At 59.2% G+C, this 21,841-nt stretch carries 24 protein-coding genes; 11 read left to right on the forward strand and 13 right to left on the reverse strand.

Translation table 11 applies throughout. The features are described from left to right. Position 1 precedes the first annotated feature (1 nt). The 4 genes from CGA22_RS18660 to CGA22_RS18675 form a co-directional block, all read right to left on the reverse strand. A complete protein-coding gene (locus CGA22_RS18660) occupies positions 2 to 904 on the reverse strand; it encodes a substrate-binding periplasmic protein (protein WP_218187529.1) in 903 nt (300 codons plus the stop codon). Between the two features lie 242 nt (positions 905 to 1,146). Then, the gene (locus CGA22_RS27305) at positions 1,147 to 1,272 is read right to left on the reverse strand and encodes a hypothetical protein (RefSeq protein WP_317451657.1); all 126 of its coding nucleotides are present in this window, start codon (positions 1,270 to 1,272) and stop codon (positions 1,147 to 1,149) included. Positions 1,273 to 1,571: 299 nt separating this feature from the next. After that, positions 1,572 to 1,796 carry a DUF2188 domain-containing protein gene (locus CGA22_RS18670; protein ID WP_041022796.1) on the reverse strand — a complete coding sequence of 75 codons (225 nt, stop codon included), beginning with the start codon at positions 1,794 to 1,796 and terminating at the stop codon, positions 1,572 to 1,574. 17 nt (positions 1,797 to 1,813) lie between these two features. After that, positions 1,814 to 1,972 (reverse strand): hypothetical protein, encoded by a 159-nt coding sequence (locus tag CGA22_RS18675; protein WP_177329258.1) that lies wholly within the window; start codon positions 1,970 to 1,972, stop codon positions 1,814 to 1,816. Between the two features lie 277 nt (positions 1,973 to 2,249). Between CGA22_RS18675 and CGA22_RS18680 the strand changes: the two genes are divergently transcribed. After that, entirely contained in the window at positions 2,250 to 3,533 is a 1,284-nt protein-coding gene (locus CGA22_RS18680) for an OprD family porin (protein WP_052435130.1), read from the forward strand. 30 nt (positions 3,534 to 3,563) lie between these two features. Here CGA22_RS18680 and CGA22_RS18685 read toward each other — a convergent pair whose 3' ends face one another. Further along, positions 3,564 to 4,499, reverse strand: a complete 936-nt coding sequence (locus CGA22_RS18685) for a LysR family transcriptional regulator (protein ID WP_041022797.1) — start codon at positions 4,497 to 4,499, stop codon at positions 3,564 to 3,566. Positions 4,500 to 4,665: 166 nt separating this feature from the next. Between CGA22_RS18685 and CGA22_RS18690 the strand changes: the two genes are divergently transcribed. The 7 genes from CGA22_RS18690 to CGA22_RS18720 are packed head-to-tail and all read left to right on the forward strand — an operon-like array spanning position 4,666 to position 10,931. After that, a complete protein-coding gene (locus CGA22_RS18690; RefSeq protein ID WP_041022798.1) occupies positions 4,666 to 6,000 on the forward strand; it encodes a cation:dicarboxylate symporter family transporter in 1,335 nt (444 codons plus the stop codon). A 12-nt stretch (positions 6,001 to 6,012) separates the two neighbouring features. Further along, positions 6,013 to 6,573: a carboxymuconolactone decarboxylase family protein gene (locus tag CGA22_RS18695; RefSeq protein ID WP_041022799.1), complete on the forward strand. Its 561-nt coding sequence runs from the start codon at positions 6,013 to 6,015 to the stop codon at positions 6,571 to 6,573. A 10-nt stretch (positions 6,574 to 6,583) separates the two neighbouring features. Beyond that, positions 6,584 to 7,402 carry an SDR family NAD(P)-dependent oxidoreductase gene (locus CGA22_RS18700; RefSeq protein ID WP_041022800.1) on the forward strand — a complete coding sequence of 273 codons (819 nt, stop codon included), beginning with the start codon at positions 6,584 to 6,586 and terminating at the stop codon, positions 7,400 to 7,402. Positions 7,403 to 7,421: 19 nt separating this feature from the next. Further along, the gene (locus tag CGA22_RS18705) at positions 7,422 to 8,249 is read left to right on the forward strand and encodes an amidohydrolase family protein (RefSeq protein WP_041022801.1); all 828 of its coding nucleotides are present in this window, start codon (positions 7,422 to 7,424) and stop codon (positions 8,247 to 8,249) included. A gap of 26 nt (positions 8,250 to 8,275) precedes the next feature. Further along, complete coding sequence (locus CGA22_RS18710) at positions 8,276 to 9,211, forward strand: SMP-30/gluconolactonase/LRE family protein (RefSeq protein ID WP_052435131.1); 936 nt, start codon at positions 8,276 to 8,278, stop codon at positions 9,209 to 9,211. A gap of 29 nt (positions 9,212 to 9,240) precedes the next feature. Beyond that, complete coding sequence (locus tag CGA22_RS18715) at positions 9,241 to 10,050, forward strand: molybdate ABC transporter substrate-binding protein (RefSeq protein WP_041022802.1); 810 nt, start codon at positions 9,241 to 9,243, stop codon at positions 10,048 to 10,050. Next, on the forward strand, positions 10,050 to 10,931 hold the full coding sequence (locus CGA22_RS18720) for an alpha/beta fold hydrolase (protein WP_041022803.1): 882 nt from the start codon (positions 10,050 to 10,052) through the stop codon (positions 10,929 to 10,931). The genes CGA22_RS18715 and CGA22_RS18720 overlap by 1 nt, the downstream gene beginning before the upstream one ends. 83 nt (positions 10,932 to 11,014) lie before the next feature. Here CGA22_RS18720 and CGA22_RS18725 read toward each other — a convergent pair whose 3' ends face one another. Then, a complete protein-coding gene (locus CGA22_RS18725) occupies positions 11,015 to 11,893 on the reverse strand; it encodes an alpha/beta fold hydrolase (RefSeq protein WP_041022804.1) in 879 nt (292 codons plus the stop codon). A gap of 257 nt (positions 11,894 to 12,150) precedes the next feature. Here CGA22_RS18725 and CGA22_RS18730 point away from each other — a divergent pair, with 257 nt between their 5' ends. Then, positions 12,151 to 13,446, forward strand: coding sequence for an MFS transporter (locus tag CGA22_RS18730; protein ID WP_041022805.1), 1,296 nt, complete (start codon positions 12,151 to 12,153; stop codon positions 13,444 to 13,446). Here CGA22_RS18730 and CGA22_RS18735 read toward each other — a convergent pair. Further along, positions 13,433 to 13,618, reverse strand: a complete 186-nt coding sequence (locus CGA22_RS18735) for a hypothetical protein (RefSeq protein WP_041022806.1) — start codon at positions 13,616 to 13,618, stop codon at positions 13,433 to 13,435. The two genes, CGA22_RS18730 and CGA22_RS18735, sit on opposite strands and share 14 nt — an antisense overlap. A gap of 2 nt (positions 13,619 to 13,620) precedes the next feature. After that, positions 13,621 to 14,667 (reverse strand): DNA-binding protein, encoded by a 1,047-nt coding sequence (locus CGA22_RS18740; RefSeq protein ID WP_041022807.1) that lies wholly within the window; start codon positions 14,665 to 14,667, stop codon positions 13,621 to 13,623. Positions 14,668 to 14,865: 198 nt separating this feature from the next. Between CGA22_RS18740 and CGA22_RS18745 the strand changes: the two genes are divergently transcribed. After that, positions 14,866 to 15,909 (forward strand): tyrosine-type recombinase/integrase, encoded by a 1,044-nt coding sequence (locus tag CGA22_RS18745; protein ID WP_084213769.1) that lies wholly within the window; start codon positions 14,866 to 14,868, stop codon positions 15,907 to 15,909. A gap of 4 nt (positions 15,910 to 15,913) precedes the next feature. Here the strand turns inward: CGA22_RS18745 and CGA22_RS18750 are convergent, their stop codons facing one another. The 5 genes from CGA22_RS18750 to CGA22_RS18770 all read right to left on the reverse strand — a co-directional run bounded on the left by CGA22_RS18750 (position 15,914) and on the right by CGA22_RS18770 (position 20,215). Beyond that, complete coding sequence (locus tag CGA22_RS18750) at positions 15,914 to 17,104, reverse strand: MFS transporter (protein ID WP_041022808.1); 1,191 nt, start codon at positions 17,102 to 17,104, stop codon at positions 15,914 to 15,916. 67 nt (positions 17,105 to 17,171) lie between these two features. Beyond that, the gene (locus tag CGA22_RS18755) at positions 17,172 to 17,537 is read right to left on the reverse strand and encodes a DUF5329 domain-containing protein (RefSeq protein WP_041022809.1); all 366 of its coding nucleotides are present in this window, start codon (positions 17,535 to 17,537) and stop codon (positions 17,172 to 17,174) included. Positions 17,538 to 17,682: 145 nt separating this feature from the next. Continuing rightward, positions 17,683 to 18,120 carry a RidA family protein gene (locus tag CGA22_RS18760; RefSeq protein WP_041022810.1) on the reverse strand — a complete coding sequence of 146 codons (438 nt, stop codon included), beginning with the start codon at positions 18,118 to 18,120 and terminating at the stop codon, positions 17,683 to 17,685. Between the two features lie 37 nt (positions 18,121 to 18,157). Continuing rightward, the gene (locus tag CGA22_RS18765; RefSeq protein ID WP_041022811.1) at positions 18,158 to 19,480 is read right to left on the reverse strand and encodes a flavin-containing monooxygenase; all 1,323 of its coding nucleotides are present in this window, start codon (positions 19,478 to 19,480) and stop codon (positions 18,158 to 18,160) included. A gap of 117 nt (positions 19,481 to 19,597) precedes the next feature. Further along, positions 19,598 to 20,215: a TetR/AcrR family transcriptional regulator gene (locus CGA22_RS18770; protein WP_041022812.1), complete on the reverse strand. Its 618-nt coding sequence runs from the start codon at positions 20,213 to 20,215 to the stop codon at positions 19,598 to 19,600. Positions 20,216 to 20,390: 175 nt separating this feature from the next. On the opposite strand from CGA22_RS18770, the gene CGA22_RS18775 reads away from it, so the two are divergent. After that, positions 20,391 to 21,773 carry an aspartate aminotransferase family protein gene (locus tag CGA22_RS18775; RefSeq protein ID WP_041022813.1) on the forward strand — a complete coding sequence of 461 codons (1,383 nt, stop codon included), beginning with the start codon at positions 20,391 to 20,393 and terminating at the stop codon, positions 21,771 to 21,773. The last annotated feature ends 68 nt before the right edge of the window (positions 21,774 to 21,841 follow it).

A 21,841-nucleotide genomic window follows, 5' to 3' on the forward strand; every position in this document is an offset into this window, starting at 1 on the left:
TTTATTTCCACCACCAGAGGGTATCCGATTCAGGCGTCCCGGCAGGCAGGACGGGATTGGCAAGACGGATGACCCGCCGATGTTCCTTGGCAAGCGCGCTTATCTCCTTTGCATGGTAAGTTTCAAACAGTTTGCGGAAGGACCCGTCCGCCAACGATAGATTGAGTCCATGTTCGATGCGTCGGGCCAGCGCGGTGTCGCTCTTGTTGACCCAAAAGTACACCGGATAAGGGAAGAACAACGCCTTGCTGTTTTCAATGACGAGCTGAGGGTATTGGTCCTTGTGCTCCTCAAGCTCACGAGCCGCTTCATTCAATCCACGCGGGAAAGCGTCGAAGCGTTTAGCTGCAAGCATGCCAAAAAGATTTTCATAGTTGCTCGAAGTGACCACCGTAAAACCACTGGCTTGCATGATGGGTACATCGGCCCATTGACTATTAAGGCCGAATGTCAATTGCTCGCGAAACGCTTGTTCGTCCATCCGCGCGATGCGAGGTTGATCGGCAGCACGAATCAAGAGGAGGCGGTAACCGATAAGACCGCGCAAGATATCGATCTTGATCGGCAGCATAAGGGATTCGCGTTCGGTGTTGGTTCCCAGTGCGATGACATCGATCTGCCCCGTCTGAAGCAACTCCATGCCACGATTCTGACTGGCCTCCTGCTCATAGGGAATGAGATGGGTGCGGCCATCGGTCGCCTGTGTATGCGAAAGCGCCAGCTCCAGGAGCTTCCAGCGATACTCATAGATGGGCCCGGAAGGGAAATAACGAAATGTCTTTTCCCGATCTTCAGCTTGCGCGGGACGAGCAAACAGATTCAGCGCAATGGCAACGAGAATTAAAAACTTTAGAAGAGATGCAAAGCGCGGCGCCGGGCTTCGCGTAACCGATGGGATGTACATACTCCGGGTTTCCTTTTCCGCAGCGAATTGGGCAGATACAGCGACGTCTGCGAATGTCCGGTAGTAAGTCTAACCGTCGATACGTCAAAAAATAGCAACGCGCGTGGCATTTTGCCAGTCCTGCCGTTTACGTACTTGGAGGCTTCATGTGTTCGACGAGGCACACCGCTACCGGCTGGTGGTGGTCGAGGACGAGCTCCAGGCCAATCAACTGGGTAGGGAAAGTCATGCGACAACACGCGTCATTTGTCTCCTAGAGCAACTCCGCGCTTGAAGATCTCCAACGTCTTCGGCCCGATGCCGTTAAAGCTGAGTACCCATCGCTCAAACTCCGCAGCTTCCATTGAACCGCTCTGCAAAGCGTTCATCCGAGACTCCAGTCCGGTATCCAGGCCTACACCCAGCTCGTGCAGTCGCCGCGCCGTGGATTCATCGTATCGTGCGTAGCCCGCTTGCCCGAGGAGCCTGACAAGATCTCGATGTGAGCATCGGGCGAGCTTTGCAGGTGTATCCAGGCCATATCGGTCGACCAGGTTCCGATATGCCTCAACGGCGACAGAGGAACGAATCCTTTTACCGATCAGAAAACTGGCGAGCAGCCACCGATACACTCCGTGGCTGCTCGGGTCGTCGATCTCGATACCCAGGTCGGCAGCGGAGATGGGAGTCACCCCTTGGTTCGCCTGGGGTCAGCGGAACGCGGATAGGTGCGTTCTTCTTCAATGGAACCATCGGCTTTGTGAATCTTCACCGAGGCGGTTTTGCCATCAAAGAAATCTGTCAGAGCGCTCACCAACTCCTGCTTAGTAGCCGCTTTTTTAGAGGCACGCTCTGCGCCGGCTTTCTTCAATTCCCAGCCATCCGCAGAAGGGCTCAGGTGATAGTTGTCCATTGCCTTGCTCCTCACATTTAAATGGATTCTGCTTCGTCCTGAATATCTTCCTCCGCCTCCTCTTCATCAGTGGCATCGGCATCGTTCAAGGGCGGTGAAGTGGGCTTTTCCGGATCGTTTATGTAAGGCACGCCGCTAGGGCCGTGCTCTTCAAGTCCTTCAGTCTTAGGCTGCATGTCAGTCCTCCTTCTTCTTTCCGATAGTGATTGGAGGACAGGCGCTGCGAGGCGTTCAATGCTTTACGAGCTTGCGCCAGCTTTAGCCCGACGAGTCGTACCCACTCAGAATTAACAACGTTTAACTCACCAGCCAGAGCCCCACGACCAATAATCAGGCCCTCGTCACCAAACTGGCTTCAGCATGCGCACCGCAACCCAAGCACTGAACACCCGCAGCCTTTGCAGCAATAAAGCTCGCACGCAACCATGGCCACGTCCCAAGCACTGGTTATCCATGTTGCTAATCGGCACCTGCGGCACAGCCCTGGCTGCCGAGCCATCGGCGCAAGGCTTTATGGACGGTTCAACCCTGGACGTACTGAGCCGAAACTTCTTTCTGCAGAACGACTACCGATCCCCCTCCCCGTCGAACAAAAACTATAAGCAGGAGTGGGCTCAAGGTTTCATCGCCTCATTTGCCTCCGGCTTTACTCCTGGCACCGTTGGATTCGGTGTCGACGCCCATGGTTTTCTCGGCATGAAACTGGATGGCGGCAAGGGACATTCCGGAACGGGATTGCTGCCGCTGGACTCGGATGGCCGCAGTGAGAACGACTTCTCCAGTGCCGGTGGCGCGCTGAAACTGCGCGCGTCTCGGACCACCTTGGCCTACGGTGAGATGACCGTGGAAACCCCGGTATTCGACACCGCCGACAAGCGCTTGCAGCCGGAATACGCCACGGGATTTCTGCTCGACAGCCGGGAGTTCGACGACGTGCATTTGCAAGGCGGGCGCTTCACCGCTTTCAAGAATCAGGATGCCTCGACCCGCAAAGGGGACTTCACCGGTTATGGAGTGAGCACCGAGACCGGCAGCATCAGTTTCCTCGGTGCCCAATTGTTCGAGGATCAGCCGTTGGGCGGTGCTCTGTACGCATCCGAGCTGAGCGACACCTGGCGTCAGTACTACGCCAACCTGCATCTGAAGCAATCCGGGTTCTTTCTGGACGGCAACGTTTACCACACCCAGGATTACGGCGACGCCGAGGCCGGCGCGATTGATAACACCGCCTATAGCCTGTCTGGCAAATACACCGTCGGTGCCCAGGGATTCACCCTGGCCTATCAGAAGATCCATGGCGACACGCCCTTCGACTTTGTTGGCGGCGACTCGATCTACCTCGCCAACTCCATCAAATACGCCGACTTCAACGGCGCCGGCGAACGCTCGTGGCAGGCCCGCTACGATCTCGACCTGGGTGCTTTCGGCGTCCCGGGATTGAAATTCATGACCCGTTACGTCACCGGCCGTGGCATCGACGGCACCCATGCACCCCAAGGTGGGGCGTACAACCCATTTGACCCGGACGCCGGCCAGTTCGTCCCGCAACAAGGGGATGGCGGACGCCATTGGGAGCGGGATATCGATCTGCACTACACCGTGCAATCGGGGCCGGCCAAGGATTTGTCCGTGCAGGTGTCCCAGGTGACCCATCGGGCCAACAGCGCCCAGGGTGGGGATGACATCGACCGGGTTTACATCGTGATTGAGTACCCTCTTAAGCTGGGGCGTTTTTAACCGGTCAGACCATGGCTCGTTTGGAACTGCTCATGCTCCGTCTCGACCGAGCCAAAGTGTGGCCTCCTTCCACGCGCCTACCGTCACGAGTTCTTCCAATGTCTCCAGCAGGATTTTTTCCCAACTCAATGCCAGGCGACTGTTTCTGCGATCCTTGAGGGTGGTCAGCGAAACCGTGGAGCGAATGCCGGGGCGCTCAATCGCATGGCCCACCAGGATGCCATTGGCTATGTCCTCTTGGACTGCCGCATGGGCAAGAATCGAATAGCCCATGCCTTCAGCCACCATGCGTTTGGTCAGGTTGACGCTGTCCACGTCGAAGACGACATTCAATTGAAGGCCATTCTGCGCGGCGACCTGTTCGATCAGTCGACGATTGCTGTGGGGCAACCCTGGAAGGATCAATGGGAAATCCGCCAGACCCATGATGCGCACTGATTTCGGCGTTTCCCGAGGCGGCCCGACCAACACCATCCGTTCACTGAAAATTGGCCGGACGTCAAAGGCCTCGAGCAACGGTTGGTTGTAGACCACGGCTACCTGGATCCGGCCATCCAGCAACCACTCCTGCAGCGAAGTGCTCAAGCCTTCCAACACATGCAATGAAGCCTTCGGCCAGCGCTCGTGAAAACGGCGGATCAACTGCGGCCCGACGATGGTACCGATCGCAGGCGGCAGTCCAACGGCCAAGTGCCCGCGCTCCTCGAATGCGCTGTTGCGGACATGGTCGGCGGTTTCTTCCATGTAGCGCAGCATGACGTCCGCCCGCTCCAGCAAGCGCGCCCCCGCAGCGGTCAGCTGCACTCCCCTGCCATGTCGAATGAACAGCGCCACTTGAAGCTGTTCTTCAAGCTTGGCGATCTGCCGACTCAGCGCCGGCTGAGCGATGAAGAGCTCCTTCGCCGCACGACTGAAACCACCGCACTGAGCGACTTTTACAAAGGAGCGGAGTTCTCGTATGTCCATCGTATTCACCATGCCGCAATGGCATAGCTTTGTATCAAAATAAGGTTTTTGTGCCTAGGTTTAGTTTTTTCTATGCTCAATACAGATAGCTGAAAGGCCCGACTCGCCCATCAAGGGATGAGTAACCACAAGAATAATGATGCCCAGTACTGGGTCAGGAAATGCCATGAATCAGTTGAGAAAACTCCACGTGCAGGTGCTGATCGCACTGGTCGCTGCCATCGTTCTCGGCTTTGTCGCGCCGCAATGGGCGGTAGCCATGAAACCTCTTGGACAAGCGTTCATCGCCCTGCTGAAAATGATGTTGGCGCCGATCGTTTTCGTCACCCTCGTGCATGGACTTACCCATGTTCAGGACATGCGCAAACTCGGCCGGCTCGGCGTCAAATCGCTGATCTACTTTGAAGTGGTCAGCACGGTGGCAATGCTGATCGGTTTCATTCTGGTCAACGTGGTCGAGCCAGGCGTGGGCCTGCATGCCACCAGCCTCAACGAATCCAGCGAAGCGATCAAGGCCACCTCGGCCGCAGGCAGTGTCTCCATGATCAACTACCTGCTGGGGCTGATTCCGCATACGTTGGTCGATGCGTTCGCCAAAGGCGACATCATCCAGGTATTGATTATTTCGGTGCTGGCCGGTATCGCCATCAATCGAGTATGTGGCCCGGACTCGGTCGCCGTGAAAGCCCTCGGTGAAGCCCAGAGCATTCTGTTCAAGATGCTCAGTTTCATCATGAAGCTGGCGCCGCTGGGCGCGTTTGGTGCCATGGCAGCCGCCATCGGCAGTTATGGTGGCGATACCCTCCTCTACCTCCTGAAGTTGATTGCGGTTTACTACGCGGCGTCCCTGATCTTCGTGTTCGGCATTCTCGGTTCGATCAGTTGGTCCATTGGCTTGCCGTTTGGCAGCGTGCTGCGCCTGATTCGCGATGAAATCCTGCTGGTATTCGGTACCGCATCCGGCGAAGTAGCGTTTCCACGCCTGCTCGAAAAACTGCAGCGCAGCGGTTGCGATGAGGTGGTGGTCGGCTTTGTCCTTCCCGCCGGCTACAGCTTCAACCTCGACGGCACGGCGATCTACATGGCGATTGCCATCGGGTTCATCGCCCAGGCCACCGACACGCCGTTCTCCCTGCTGCAGCAACTGGGTCTGCTGGCCATCCTGAGTATCACCTCCAAGGGAGGCACCACGGTGGCGGGCGGCGCCTTCATCAAACTCGCCGCGACTTTGCAATCGGTACAAACCCTGCCCCTGAGTGGCCTCGGGTTGCTGTTTGGTATCGACCGCATCATGGCCACCGCCACGGCCCTGACCAATATCGTCGGCAACACCGTCGCGGTGTTTGCCATCGCACGCTGGGAAGGCGCGTTCAACCCTGAAGATTTCGAGCGCGAAACCGGCCGCAAGCCAAGCCGCAGCCTGCTGCGGCCGCCAGTGGAAAGCCTCTCGACCGAGCGGTCCGAGCCTGCGCCGACTCCCGTTACTCAGCCACGTCCCTGACAGGAAAGCTTCATGAATCGTCTGCCCCCTATCGACCCGAACCACCTTAGCGATGAGCAGCGCCCGGTTTACGAGCGCATCGCCAATGGCCCACGCAAAGGGGTGCGAGGCCCCCTGGCCATCTGGCTGCATCGGCCGGAACTGGCGGAGTGCGCCCAGGCATTGGGCCGCTACTGCCGCTATGACACCTGCCTGGAGCCGCGCCTGTCTGAGCTTGCCATCCTGATGATGGGGCGCCACTGGCTCGCCGAATACGAGTGGGCTGCCCACAAGCCCTTCGCGCTGGAAGCGGGCTTGGCGCCGCAGATCATCGACGCCATTCGGGATGACGTGGCGCCTGCGTTCGAAAACGCCGATGAAGCGCTGGTTTACCGCTTCATTCGTGAGCTGCACGCCCAGCGTGCGATCAGCGACGACCTGTATGCCGAATTCACCGAGCTGTTGGGCACCGATGCGGCTGTCGACCTGGTCGGCATCGCGGGCTACTACAGCCTGATTTCCATGACCATCAAGGTGTTCGAAGTGCCACCGCCCGTGGGCGCCATTGCCGAACTACCAACAACATTGAATTGAGGATACTTGCATGACCGGAACACTTCCAAAAAGCGATCGCCTCCAAGGCAAGGTCGCTATCGTCACCGGTGCCGGCTGTGTCGGCAGCGGCTGGGGCAACGGCCGCGCGGTCGCGGTGCTATTCGCCATGGCCGGTGCCAAGGTCTTCGCGGTCGATCGTGACCTGCCGGCCATGGAGGAAACGCTTGAGCGCATTCGTGAGGCCGGCGGTGAGGTCACACCTTATGCCTGCGATGTCACCAATACCCAGGCCGTGGCCGCGATGGTTGCCGCCTGCAAGGAGGCGTATGGCACGGTCGATATCCTGGTGAATAACGTCGGTGGTTCGGCGGCAGGCGGCGCTGTTGCCCTGGCTGAAGAAAAGTTCGATGCCCAGATAGCCCTGAACCTCAGCAGCGTCTACCTCACCTGCAAGCACGTACTGCCGCTGATGGAGGCCCAGGGCAGTGGCTCGATCATCAATACCGCATCGACGTCCGGCATTCGTTGGACAGGCTCGGCCCAGGTCGCCTATGCCGCCAGCAAAGCCGGCGTGATTCAGCTGTCGCGCGTCACCGCCGTGGAATACGCGCCCAAGGGCATCCGCGTGAACACCGTAGTGCCCGGACAGTTGCATACGCCAATGGTCGAGGTGCGCCTGGCCGGGCAACGCACGGGCGGCGATGTGAGCAAATTGCTCGACACGCGCCTGAAACGCATTCCACTCGGGTTCATGGGCGATGGCCGCGATACCGCTTATGCCGCGCTTTACCTGGCCAGCGATGAGTCACGCTTTGTCACCGGCACCGAAATCATCGTCGACGGCGGCATGACCGCACGTTGCGACTGAGCCACTCGCAGGAGCCAGCATGTCGACTTCATCCAACCCGATGGGTGTGTGGGATTGCCACACGCATATCTACGGCCCCTGGGCCCAGTTTCCGCTGCCGGCCAATGCCGCCTACGCACCGGAGCCCGCGCCTTTCTCCGAGTTGCTGAGCCTGCATCGCCGTCTGGGTATCAGCCACGGCGTGCTGGTACAGGCCGCGCCCTATGGCACGGATCACGCAGCCATCCTACAAGCGATTGCCGACAGCGCCGGCCGCTACCGAGGCGTCGGGATCATTGACGACACCACCACCGACACCCAATTGCAAGCACTCCATGACGGCGGCCTGCGGGGTATCCGCTTCAACTTGATGGGCCACCTGCCAGGCGCCCGCGACCCGGAAACATTGCGCGCCCTGGCCGAGCGCGTCAGGTCTTTCGGTTGGCATGTGCTGGTGCATGGAGAATTGCCCGTGTTGCTGCCGTTTCTAAAAGCCTGGCGGAATCTGGAAACGCCGCTGGTCATCGATCATATGGCCCGCCCCGACCTTACCGAGCCTGTTGATCCGACGCTGATGCGCGAATTGTGCACCGAACTGAGCCACTCGAACCGCTGGATCAAACTGTCCGGTATCGATCGCGCCATGCAAGGCAGGCCAGGACCCTGGCCACAGGCGCTGGACCAGGTGCGTACGCTGCTCGAATGCGCACCGCAACGCGCGATCTGGGGCTCGGACTGGCCGCATCCGAATATCAAGGGACCAATCCCGGATGACGCGCAGTTGCTCGATTTCATTCGCCAAGTCTGCGACAGCCCCGCCTTGCAACAAGCCGTACTGATCGATAACCCGGCGCGCCTCTACACCTGACGCCCACCCCTTTCGGAGATCAAACGATGGACGAGATTTCATGGTCGTCCAGCCCGCGCGTGCCCGATCCCAGGGTGCGTGAGCTGGATCCGCGCTTTGCCCACTACCGCCTGGCCCATGCCAAGGTCGAACGCCTCGGTGGCGGTCTGCGCTGGGCAGAAGGCCCGGCATGGTTCGCCGACGGTCGCTTCCTGTTGTTCACCGACTTGCCCAACGACCGCATCATGCGTTGGGACGAGGCCACGGGCGCTCTGGGCGTGTTTCGCCAGCCTTCGAATCAGGCCAACGGCATGACCCGCGACCGTCAAGGCCGCCTGCTGATCTGTGAGCACGGCGGGCGACGCGTCACTCGCACCGAATACGACGGCAGCACCACGGTGCTGGCTGAAAGCTTTGCAGGCAAGCCGCTGAACTCGCCGAATGACATCGTGGTGAAGTCTGACGACAGCATCTGGTTCACTGACCCGCCTTTCGGCCTGATCAGTGACTACATGGGGCGCCAGGGCACGCCGGAACTGCCGGCCAACCTCTATCGCCTCGATGTTGACGGCAGCCTGCACTGTGTCGCCGAAGACCTCGAAGGGCCAAACGGCCTTGCCTTCTCCCCCGATGAAAAGACGCTCTACCTGGTTGAGTCCAGGGCTCGCCCCCGACGAATCGTGGCCTACAGCGTTGATGACCAGGGCCAGATCGGCCAACGCCGTGTACTGATCGATGCCGGCAGCGGCTTGCCCGATGGCCTGCGTGTCGATGTAGACGGAAACCTCTGGTGCGGCTGGGGAGCGCCTGAGCCGGGCCTGGATGGGGTGCGCATCTTCGCGCCCGATGGCACGGCAATCGGGCATATCGACCTGCCGGAACGCTGCGCCAACCTGTGTTTCGGCGGCCCGCGCGGCAATCGCCTGCTGATGGCTTCAACCACGTCGTTGTATTCGTTGTTCGTCAACACCCGTGGTGCCTGAAACGGGCGCCCATTAGAGAAGGTAGCATCATGAAAAAAACAAAATCTGCGCCGATATTGGTGACCACCGGGTTGGTCAGCTTGCTCGGTTTCTCTCAGTTGGGCGAAGCGGCCGAATTGAAGGTCATTGCCAGCGGCGCACTCAGGGGCGCCATGGAACACCTTCAGCCGGCCTACGAAAAAGCCAGCGGCAACACCCTGAAGTTCAGTTGGGGGCCTTCCATGGGAACCTCGCCTGAATCCATTCCAGAACGCATCAAACACAAAGAGCCCATGGACCTGGCGATCATGGTCAACGAAACCTTGGCGCTGCTCTCCCCCACCGGCGCCTTCGACATGGCCACCCGCAGCGAGATTGCCGACTCGCGTATCGGTGTCGGCGTACCTCACGGCAAACCCACGCCAGATGTCTCAAGCGTCGCCGCGCTGAAATCCGCCTTGCTGAAGGCCGACAGGATCGCTTATTCCCAGGGCGCCAGCGGCGTCTTTATCCGCACCGAGCTCTTCCAGCGATTGGGCATCAGCGATCAGATCAAAGGCAAGACCATTGAGATTGCCGGCAAGGAGCTGGTTGGCACGGCGCTGGCCAGGGGCGACGCGGATATCGGCATGCAACAGATCAGCGAGCTAAAGGTGACCCCCGGCGTCGACTACCTGGGACCGCTGCCCGAAGAAGTGCAGAAGGTCAGTCGGTTCTGCGCGACGGTTGCCCACCAAACGCCCAATGCGGTCCCTGCCCGCGAATTCATTGCCTACCTCAACAGCCCGGCCGCACACCGTTTGCTTGAAGAGAGCGGCCTTGAGCCGGTGCAAAACCTGACTGCCCAGGAGTCAAAATAATGAGAACTTTTTCGCGTCTTCTAATCGGTGCCACGTTCAGCCTGGCCTCTGCTATTGCGATGGCCGTCGGTGCGCCACTCAAACAAGAGCTGGTCCGTTACGACAATGTGCAAATCGAGGTCAACAGCCAAGGCACCGGGCCCGTTATCGTGATGCTGCCCTCGTTGGGCCGTTCGGGCCGCGACTATGACCAGGTTGCCGATTATCTTCAGGCGGATGGGTTCAGGGTTGTCCGGCCGGAGCCGCGAGGCATCGGGCAAAGCAAGGGGCCGATGGAAAACCTGAGCGTGCACGACTTCGCTCGCGATGTGGCGGCAGTGGTCGAACATGAGAACAAAGGCCCCATCGTGGTGGTCGGCCATGCCTGGGGCAACTTCGCCGCGCGCATGCTCGCCGCGGACCGTCCGGACCTCGTGCGCGGCGTGGTCATGGCCGCGGCTTCAGCAGGCAAAGTACCACCAGGCTCGACTGAAAAGCCCATCAACGCCGAGATGCGCCAGGCCATCGATGGTGCGGGCGACCTGTCACTGCCCGAAGAACAACGTCTGATCTATTTGCGCAAAGCCTTCTTTGCTCCGGGCAACGACCCGAGGGTGTGGTTGGATGGCTGGCACCAGGCAACCCACGATGCCGAGGGCCATGCACGCAACACCACCCCGGTGGACGACTATTTCGCCGCCGGCACAGCACCGATTCTCGACCTGCAAGGTGAGGCGGACACGGTCGCCCCACGGCGCTTCTCGGGCGTGCTTAAAAGCATGCTCGGTGATCGAGTTCAGGTGGTGGTATTGAAAAATGCCGGCCACGCCATGGCCCCTGAGCAACCCAAGGCGATGGCGGATGCGATCGCCGCGTTTGCCAAAGCGCAGTATGCGAAATAGCGGTAACGGGTAAGTGCTTCCAGTGTGGGAGGGAGGCAACTCCCTTCCACATTGGATCGAGGTGCAACCGCTAAATCAGTAGATCATTTGGCCGCATACACACGCTGAGCGAAGTCAGCGATGGCCTCTGCCATTGCACGTGGCTGCTCGGGCGCCATGGCATGCCCGGCGTTGGCGATGGTCTTGTGTTCAACCCGGTCGCCGAGCATCGATTTCAGAATGTTCGGGATCACCACCGCATCATGCTGCCCTTGCAAGTCGAGAATGGGCACCGTGTTCCCGGCTGACCAATACAGCTCCACGGGCGTGGTATCGCGCGCATGGTCCTGGGCCTGGTGGGTTTTGTCGTACCATCCGCTCAGCCAGGCACGCGGGTCATTGCCAGGTGCGAAGAACGCCTCCTTGAGATAGTCGATACGCTTGGCCTCTGGCAATGAATAATCACCCGCGCCTTTGATGGCCTCAACCATGCGGCCGTAGGGTTTCTCGGATGAGCCCTCAGGTAATTTGCCGATCGATGCGGCTGCCAGCACGATACCCTTGACCAGGTCCGGACGGTCCACCGCCAACACTCGCGCGGGCTGGCTGCCCCAGGCATGCCCAACCACCACCGAGGGCCCGGTGTTGGCCTTGTCCATCACCAGCGCCACGTCAGCGGCGAAATCATGCAGCGTGGGTGTGTCCATCGGTGCCTTGCTGCCCTTGACTCCACGGGGTTCAGGGCGAATCACCCGAAAGCCGTCGGCAGCCAGGTAGCGTGCCACTTCGTCATAGTCATTCGCACCGCGGCCTTTTGACGGCAGGATCACGATGACAGGGCCCTTTCCCTGATCCAGCGCCTCGATATGCACGTTGCCTTTTTCAGCCACCAGCATGCGTACCGAATCATCGGCATTTCCCGGCAGGCTATAGGCAACGAGTCCAGCGACGATTAGAGATTTCATGACCTGAGTGTAGTGCATTGCATACGCCTTTTATTGTTGTCTGGCATGCCAAACGGAGGGGTTGAAGCCTCAGATTTATGCACTTGAAAAAAAATAACCAATACTGATATCTCATGGAGTTCAATGCTGGTCGGGCATAGCCACAGCCCGGTATCAGCCCCTGCTGAAGTCCCATGCCGTGCGGTTATAGACATCTATGGTTTAAAGGTCTTGGCGCCTACCAGAAGGCCGGCCATATGCTTCCAGGCTCCCGATTACAACAATAACGGAGCCCCATGAATACACTCACAGCTGCTCAAATAACCGACCAGGAAACGCTGGCATCCAGCGCCTGTCGCAAAGCCGCGATCAGGTTGATCCCCCTGCTCGCCATCGCGTATTTCTTCAATTATCTCGACAGAACCAACGTCGGCTTTGCGTCGTTGACCATGAACGACGACCTGGGCCTCACCGCCTCCCAGTTCGGCTTTGCGGCCGGCATTTTTTATGTCGGTTATTGCTTGTTCGAAGTGCCTAGCAACCTGGCGCTCTACCGCTTCGGTGCGCGTCGATGGCTCGCAAGAATCATGATTACCTGGGGCCTCTTTTCCGCCTCCACTGCGTTGGCTCAAGGGCCCGTCAGCTACTCGCTCATTCGCCTGCTGGCCGGCATCGCCGAGGCTGGTTTTTTCCCTGGAGTGATCTTCTTCCTGTCGTTGTGGTTTCCCATTCAGTACCGCACGCGGGTCATGGCCTGGTTTCTGTTCGCGATCCCGCTGTCATCGGTACTCGGTGGCCCCCTCTCTGCCGCCATGCTCGCGATGGATGGCCTCTGGGGCTATCGCGGCTGGCAGTGGCTGTTGGTGCTTCAAGGCCTGCCGGCCTGCGTATTGGGCGTAATGTGCCTGAAGGTGCTCGCCGACAAGCCCGCCGACGCGAAATGGCTGACCATGGACGAGCGCCAGGCATTGCAATCGGCGCTGGACGCCGAGCACGAATCGAAGGGCGCCCACAGCTTTCGCGAGTCGATCAAGGACTCCCGGGTATGGCTACTGGCGGCCATCCTGTTCAGCTATATCATCGGCATTCTCGGCATCGGCGTGTGGCTGCCGCAGATTCTCAAAACCCATGCGCTGACTACCACTCAGATCGGCTGGGTGTCGGCGATCCCCTATCTGATTGCCAGTGTCGCCATGCTGCTGTGGGCGAAGGTGCTCGCCCGCAAGCGTCGTTATGTCCTGCACCTGGCGATCACCTGCGCCACCGGCGCGGCAGGCTTTATCTTCTCGGTGGTCTACAGCGATCTGATTCCGGCGCTGATTGGCCTCACCGTTGCCTTGATCGGCTTGAGTTCGGTGCGCACCTGTTTCTATAGCATCCCGGCGACGTTTCTCAGCAAACAGGCCGCGGCCGGCGGTATCGCCTTTATCAATGCCGTGGGGAGCCTTGGCGGGTTGGTGGGACCGTACGCAGTGGGCTGGCTCAAGGATGTCACTCAGTCATTCAATGCAGGACTGATTGCGATGGCCGCGATGCTGTGTATCGCGACGGCATTGACCTTGATTCTGCGGTATATGGTCAAGGAAGCCTGATGCAACCCCGGCGGAAGCGGTCATCCGCCGGGGCTTTCATCTTCATGATCGGGCTCAAAGGGCCAGATGCCCCGGCCCTTTCCATGAGTATCTGGGCTAGCCGCTGATGAGCGAATTTCCACGCTGACGAGTCTTCATCATGGCCCTGCGGATTTCCTGCGATCTGATTCATGCTTATCTCCTGGGTCGTTTCGAAGGCTTGGTGTGCTTCTCTGCCCCCGAGGAGGCATCGCTACCCTCCTCCGGGCTTGTCCCAGCCTGCCGAAGTTGCTCATTCTCTTTCTGAAGCGATGCGATCAGCGCTGCGGTTTCCTGCTCACGCAGCTCGGCTACAGCGGTGACCTTGTGAAGCGCCTTTACTTCATCACGCAAAGCCGAGACCTGCTCCATGAGGTGTTCAGTCACCCCGGCGGTCTTGGCCTCACCCTGGCGCAGCGCCGCAATTTGAGTGTTGAGCGACTGAACCAGGGCTTCCTGGGTATGCAGGGCCTTGGTCTGCTGTCTGGCTTCAGCGAGCAGGCGTTCATTGTCGCGATTCAGTCGGGTCAGATCGTCCTGCTTCAAGGCGATGGTCTCTCGCAGCTTGCGCTGTTCAACCTGCATCTCATGCAGTTGAGCCTCGTGCTTGCGTTGATCCTGATTACGCTGCTCCTTCACCGCCTCTCGATAGTGCTCAAGCGCCCCGCGAGCCTGGACGTGCTTTTCCTCCAGCGATTGGAGGTGTTTGTCCTTTTCCGCAACCAGGGATTCCAGGTCGGTGCAGCGCTGGCTGAGGCGTGCGTTGCGCGTCAACTCAGCCTGGAGCGAGGACTGGGTGGTTGCGAGTTCCGCGTTCTGCGTGTCTATCGCGGCCTGTTGGGTCGCCAATTGACGTTGAGCGGTAGCGAGCTCTGATCCGACCTCGATGATCTGCTTTTCCAGTGCGGCCCGCTGCTGTTCAAAAGCCGCAGTGGCCTGGGAGATGACCTCCTGGCCTTCCTCCATCAGTTGATCCAGCAGTGTCTGCACCATGCCGTTGAGCGCTTCACTCATGCGTTCACGTGAGGTCGCAGGCTCTGAATTGGACGGCTCAAGCTCTTTCAGATAGCGAGAAATCGTGGTCTTGGAGCCCGTATTTCCTAGCTCTACGCGTACGGCGTCGATGCTGGGGTTGGCTCCTCTGGCCAGCAGCGCCTGACGTGCTTTTTGCACTACAGCTTTGTTGATTCCGCCTCGAGCCATAAACCCCCCCCTACGATTTCGTACTGTGTTACATGTTATGTAAATACATATCGAATTAGGCGAACCTTACACCCTTTCACGCTGGCTTTCTACAAGTCCATAATAGTGCTTTATGGCTTCCTGACTCTTCACAGCGGCCGGGAAACCTCACAGCGACGTATGCAGGCAGCAATGCTCCGATTTTGAAGGCGGCAAGCGATGGAAAAGGCAGATCGATACCTCAGCGCCGGCACCCGGGAAAACACGCGAAAAAGCTATCGGGCGGCGATCGAACACTTCGAGGTGACTTGGGGCGGGTATCTGCCCACCACCGGCACAGGTGTGGTTCGCTACCTGGCGGAGTACGCCGACAAGCTCTCGATCAACACCCTGAAGCAGCGTCTGGCAGCCCTGGCCCAGTGGCACATCACCCAGGGTTTCCCTGATCCAACCAAGACGCCTGACGTTCGCCAAATGATCAAAGGCATCAGGGTCGTGCACCCTGCACAGGTCAAGCAGGCCGCCCCGCTGCTGCTGAAGCATCTGGAGCAAGCGGTCACCTGGCTTGAAGGGCAAGCCACTGCGGCGCTTGAACGTGGAGACTACAAGTCGCTGGTGCGCCACCGGCGCTCGGTGGCGATTATCTTGATTGGGTTCTGGCGTGGTTTTCGCGGCGATGAGCTGGCCAGGCTGACGGTGGAGAACACGAAAGCCATAAGCGGTGAAGGGATTACTTTTTTCCTGCCCTACACCAAGGGTGACCGTCAGTACGAAGGAGCGACCTTCCAGACGCCGGCGCTCGCCATGCTCTGCCCCGTAGAGGCCTATATCAATTGGATAACAGTGGCCGGGATAGCAAGGGGGCCGGTGTTCCAGCGGATTGATCGCTGGGGCAACCTGTCAGGCAAAGCCATGCAGCCGCACAGCTTGATTCCCGTGTTGCGCCGCATTTTCAAAGAGGCAGGATTGCCAGCGGAGTTGTACAGCAGTCACTCGATGCGGCGCGGATTTGCGACCTGGGCGTCTGCGAACGGTTGGGACATCAAGGGATTGATGGGATATGTGGGCTGGAAGGATATGAAGTCGGCGTTGCGCTATGTGGATGCCAGCGTGTCCTTCGGCGGAATGGCTTTGCGCACCGCTCAACAAACGCCCGTCCAGGAGAACAAAAGGATTTCCGGTGATTCCCCAAGCACTGACAACCCGGCAGGCTTCAAACCCTCTTTTAGACGTGAAAAGCGCGTCAAGGCGTTACCCGCCTAAGACGCTATTGCTTCTTGAATAAAAGCAAGACCAGAGCGATTGCGGCAAGCAATGCGCCCATGAGGAACGTGCTGTCTGATCCAATGCTTTGCCACAGCCAGCCCGCAAGAATACTGGCGATCAGCATGCATACACCGCTAACCAGATTGAAAATGCCGAAGGCCGTACCCTTGAGTTCTCCTGGCGCTTTATCGGCCACCAGCGAGGCAAGAATGCCTTGGCTGAATCCCATATGAAATCCCCATAACACAACGCCCAGCAGCATCGTGATGACAGAACTGGACTGAGCAAGAACCAGATCCGCCAAGACCAGTAGTCCCATACCCACACAGAGCAGTTTCGTGCGACTGATACGATCGGATAGCCAACCGGCAGGGTAAGCGGACAATGCATAGAAAAGCGCCATGACGACCATCACCAGCGGAATCCAAGTCACTGACAAGCCTAGCTGTTGCGCCCGTAATACCAGAAACGCTTCACTGAACCGGGCAAGCGTAAACACGCCGCCCACGACCACCACCCACCAATACCCAGCGGAGAAGTCGTGAAGGACTCGCCAATGTATTGGAGATCGAAATCTGTGTTCCCGGGAGGCGTGAGTGGGCTCTTTTACTCCGGTGACAATGAGCAGCACTGCTATGACTGCCGGAATCACTGCAACCCACAGTACAAGCTGTATATCTGCGAGCCACAGCATCAGCAAAATGGCCAGCGCGGGGCCAAGAACGGCCCCCACGGTATCCATCGATTGGCGCAACCCAAAGCAGGCCCCACGGATCGCTGGTGGCGAGACATCGGCGACGAGGGCGTCTCGCGGCGCACCACGAATACCTTTTCCGATTCGATCCAGAATGCGTGCAGTGAAGACCACTTCAACCGAGTGAGCCAACGGGAAAAGTGGCTTGGTCAGGGCCGCCAAACCATACCCAAGCAACAGAAGTCCTTTACGCCGGCCAATGAAATCGCTGATGGCACCAGAGAATATCTTGACGAGCATGGCGGTCGACTCGGCGATCCCCTCGATGATCCCGACAGTCAATGCGCTCGCGCCCAGCGTGGTGACCAAAAACACGGGCACCAGGCTGTGTACAAGCTCGGACGATAGATCCATGAACAGGCTGACAAAACCCAAGGCCCAGATCGTGCGCGGAATACGAAGACGCTCAACGTTGATGCGTGGACTTTCGCTACTCATCTTGTCTTTCCGCACCCGTTGGTGAAAGCAACTTGGCAGAGCTTACATGACTCGTCTTGAGACAAAATCAATGAAGCTGCCGTTGTCTCTGTAGTTCCCGCTTGAGCCAGGTGCCAGCAGGCTGTGCGCCTTCCGGGCATCGCACCTCATAGTCGCGGCCACTCATACTGCTTTGCGTGGCAGCAAGATCGATGAAGTCTTCTGCACTGTTCACCTTGTTCTTGTCCTCCAGGTAATTCAGCTTTTTCTCCAGATGCGCGCGCGCCTGGGGACCTGGGAACTCTTCTCCGTTACGCACAAATCGGCATTCACTGTGCTCGACAAAGTCCAGCAAGCCTTTTATCTCCTGAGTGGCTTGAGGTGGGGTTTGAGCCTGGGCATTGGTTACGATTGCGACAAGGCAAATACCCGTTGCCATCATCCACATCCGCATGATTCTTCCTCGTATTGGCACTGTTGCGATTCGCTCTTCGACGGCTGAGGGCAAGAAGCCCTTTTTGGGTAGAAATAGAGCCGGCGCCAGGGTGTAGGCGCGATGGCTCCCTTGAGCATACACTGCGCAAACCGTGCCGGGCTTGTCATTTCTGATTCGGCTGCCAGTCGTCCGGCACCACGGCAATCACATCGATCTCCATCAGCCATTGAGGTTGGCCCAGGCCGGAGATCACCAGCCCTGTTGAAATCGGGAAGACGCCTTTGAGCCACTTGCCGATCTCCTGATAGACCGGCTCGCGATAACGCGGGTCGATGATGTAGGTGGTGGTCTTGACGATATGTGACAGGTCCGAGCCGGCTTCTTCGAGCAGTTGCTTGACGTTCTTCATCGCCTGCTCGGCCTGGGCACGTGGATCGCCCAGGCCAACCAGATTGCCTTCGAAATCGGTGCCGATCTGGCCGCGAACGTAAATCGTGTTACCCGCGCGAACGGCCTGGCATAGATCGTTATCCAGCGACTGGTTCGGGTAGGTCTCTTTGGTGTTGAACATGCGGATGCGGGTGTGAGTCGGCTGTGCCATGTGAGGTCTCTCCAAACAACATAATGGGCGCGGGGTATCAGACGCCGACGGGACGATCCAGAATCGGCGCAATCATCGAAGCGGACTGCTCGGCCTCGCGCTGTGCCGCATCGCGATACTCCAGGTAGGTCCGCTGGGTCGCGATGTGGTCGGCCACGTACTTGGCGTCGTGCCAGACACCCCAGATGAATGACGATCCGCGCCGCGATTGCCACGGCAATCCCAGGAAATAGATGCCCGATTCGCTGCACACGCCGCGCTGGTGCACAGGCTTGCCCTTGGCATCGAATGCGTCGACTTTCATCCAGCTGTAATCGGTGGCATAGCCGGTGGCCCAGATGATCGTGGTAATGCCCGCCTTGAACAGATCCAGCTCAAGAATCGGGTTACGCACGCATTCAGGGTCAGGGAACACACGACGGGCTTCGGGTTCGAGCGGCAGTTGAAGGCCGTTGCGCTCGATGTACGCATCGGCCGCATCGAGCACCGCCAAATAGTTTTCGTCGCCCCGCGCGAGGTTGTCGGCCAGGTCGGGCTGAAAGGTCACGGTGCCGTTGTCGAACGAACGGGTCACACCGACGAGTTTCATGCCCCGCTCGGCCAGCTCACGGAAGTCCACGGTACGCCCTCCATGGGCGCCGCTGACTGCGATCGTGACATGCTCACGGCCCGGCTTCATCGTCGCCTGGTCCCATTCGCCCAACACGCCCAACCACCAACAGAAATCCCGATTGCGGTACGCGCGCGGCGGACGATCGTGCTGGCCCACCGAGAGGTAGACCTCGCGACCCTCGCGCTGCAGTTCATCCGCGATCTGAGTACCGGAGGACCCGGCACCCACCACCAGAATGGCGCCTTCAGGAAGCTGCTGAGGATTGCGGTATTGGGCAGAGTGAATCTGCGTCAGCCGAGCGTCTTTCGGGGCAATGGCCGGGATCACGGGACGCTGGAAAGGCCCTGTGGCAACGACCACACGATGGGCCTGGATCACCCCTTCGGAGGTCTGGACCGTGAAACCCGGACGACCGACATTGCGCTCGACCCTGCGTACCTCGACGCCCGTGCGAATCGGCGCCTTGAATTTGCGCGCATAGGCTTCGAAGTAATCGGCGACCCGCTCTTTCGGGGCGAAACTGTCCGGGCTCAGGTCGTCGAACTCAAGCCCTGGAAAACGATCGTGCCAGGCCGGCCCGTTGGCCACCAACGAGTCCCAGCGTCCAGTGCGCCATGCCTCGGCAATCCGGCTACGCTCGAGGACCAGGTGCGCGATGCCCAGTTTGCTCAGATGCTCACTCATGGCGATGCCAGCCTGACCTGCGCCAACCACGAGCGTATCGATTTCGATGTTTCCAGCTGTCATACCTGTGTCCTTCACGAAGGCGGGTGTGGACGCATTCTGTGCAGGAACAGGCGATAGCGAAATTATGATTTTTGTCGTCGCAGAGCAGGAAAAAACTAGGGGCTGCCCGAGTTGTCGTCAGGCAGGCTTTGCCTCAGTCAGCATCCCATGGCACATCAGCCCCAACACACTGCGCATGTGCGCCGCATGGGCCTCGCGATCGGGCACCGCCTCAGTCGCCAGCCGGATAAATGCCAGGTTGGCGTACTGGTTGAACAAGGTGGCCGCCACGTCGACGTCGACCGACTCACGCACCTTGCCCAGCTTCTGGAAATGCACGAGCAGCGCCTTGGCCTCCTCGACCACGGCGGCATTCCAGGGCTCGAACGCCAGGGCCAGCTCCCCCGTGAACAGAAACGGCGCCAGCTCACGCCAAAGCGACGTCGGCATGGCGCGCAACTGGTAGCGCGTCATCAAGCCTTCGAGTTCGCAGAGGGCATCGAGCGGGTCGGCGTTTTCGTTCAGATTCGCCCTCGCCTCCCCCATGGCCTGTTCATCGGGCGCTTTCAACAGGGCCAGCAGAATCTCTTGCTTGCCGCCGAAATAATTGACCACCGTAGGCGACGACACCCCTGCCTGATTGGCGATCTGCTCCAACGTGGTGGCGCCGAAACCATTGGCTTTGAATAACGCCAGCGCGGCCTCGACGATGTTCTGCCGGCGCTGCTCTTTTTGTCGCTCTCTGAGTCCTGTCATGGTGCCCCAGGCATGGTTTTTCGATGACTTGCAGATTACGGATAATAATTTCGATCAACAAATATTTTCTTTACAAAAATATTTTTAAGTGCCAAAACTTGATGCGCGCCCTGCCCCCGTCCATGCACCCAACCCCCTGAATGGAGCTGCGGCGCCATCATCCTGGAGAAGCGCAATGTCCATCGAACTCGATCCCGTCCGTACCACTCGTGATTACCAGGCGTCCGACGCAGCCCATCACATTCATGCCTTCGTCGATCAGAAAGCGTTGAATGAAGAAGGGCCGCGAGTGATGGTCAGGGGGGATCGGCTGTCGTTGTGGGACAACGACGGCAAGCGCTACCTGGACGGCATGTCAGGGCTGTGGTGCACCAACCTGGGCTATGGGCGCAAGGATCTGGTCGCCGCTGCCAGCGCTCAGCTCGCTCAACTGCCCTACTACAACATGTTCTTCCACACGACCCACCCAGCGGTGATCGAACTGTCCGAGCTGCTGTTCAGCTTGCTGCCCTCGCACTACAGCCATGCGATCTATACCAACTCCGGCTCCGAGGCCAACGAGGTGTTGATCCGCACCGTGCGCAAGTTCTGGCAGGTGATGGGCAAGCCTGAGAAGAAAGTCATGATCGGTCGTTGGAACGGTTACCACGGCTCGACGCTGGCGGCGACGGCGCTGGGTGGCATGAAGTTCATGCACGACATGGGCGGCACGATTCCCGATGTTGCACACATCGACGAACCGTACTGGTTCGCCCATGAAGGCAACCTGAGCCCGGAAGCGTTTGGCCTGCGCGCGGCGCGTCAATTGGAAGACAAGATTCTCGAGCTGGGCGCGGACAAGGTGGCGGCCTTTGTCGCCGAACCTTTCCAGGGCGCGGGCGGGATGATCATTCCACCACAGACCTACTGGCCGGAGATCCAGCGCATCTGTCGTCAGTACGATGTGCTGCTGTGCGCCGACGAGGTGATCGGCGGGTTTGGCCGCACCGGCGAATGGTTCGCCCATCAGGCGTTGGACTTCGAGCCGGACACACTCTCCATCGCCAAGGGGCTGACCTCGGGCTACATCCCCATGGGCGGGCTGATCCTGTCGCGCCGCATGGCCGAAGCGCTGGTGGAAAAGGGCGGCGTATTCGCCCATGGACTGACGTACTCAGGGCACCCGGTAGCCGCTGCGGTGGCGATCGCCAACCTCAAGGCCCTGCGTGACGAGGGCGTGGTCGCCCAGGTGAAAACCGACACCGGACCATACCTGCAAAAATGCCTGCGCGAGGTGTTCGGCGATCACCCGCTGGTGGGCGAAGTCCAGGGCGTGGGCCTGGTGGCGGCATTGCAGTTCGCCGAGGACAAGGCCACGCGCAAACGCTTCGCCAACGAGAACGACATCGCCTGGCGCTGCCGCACCCTCGGGTTCGAGGAAGGCGTCATCATTCGTTCGACATTAGGTCGCATGATCATGGCCCCGGCACTGATCGCCACCCGTGCGGAATTGGACGAACTGGTCGACAAGACCCGCATCGCGGTGGATCGCACGGCGCGGGAATACGGACGCCTGTAGGCAGGCGCTGTTGTAACTGCCGATTGAGAAGTTTTTACGTAGGCAGGCTCTACAAAAAACCTCGTTTC

It is taken from the genome of Pseudomonas sp. PSB18 (genome assembly GCF_014596565.1).
GTDB lineage: Bacteria > Pseudomonadota > Gammaproteobacteria > Pseudomonadales > Pseudomonadaceae > Aquipseudomonas.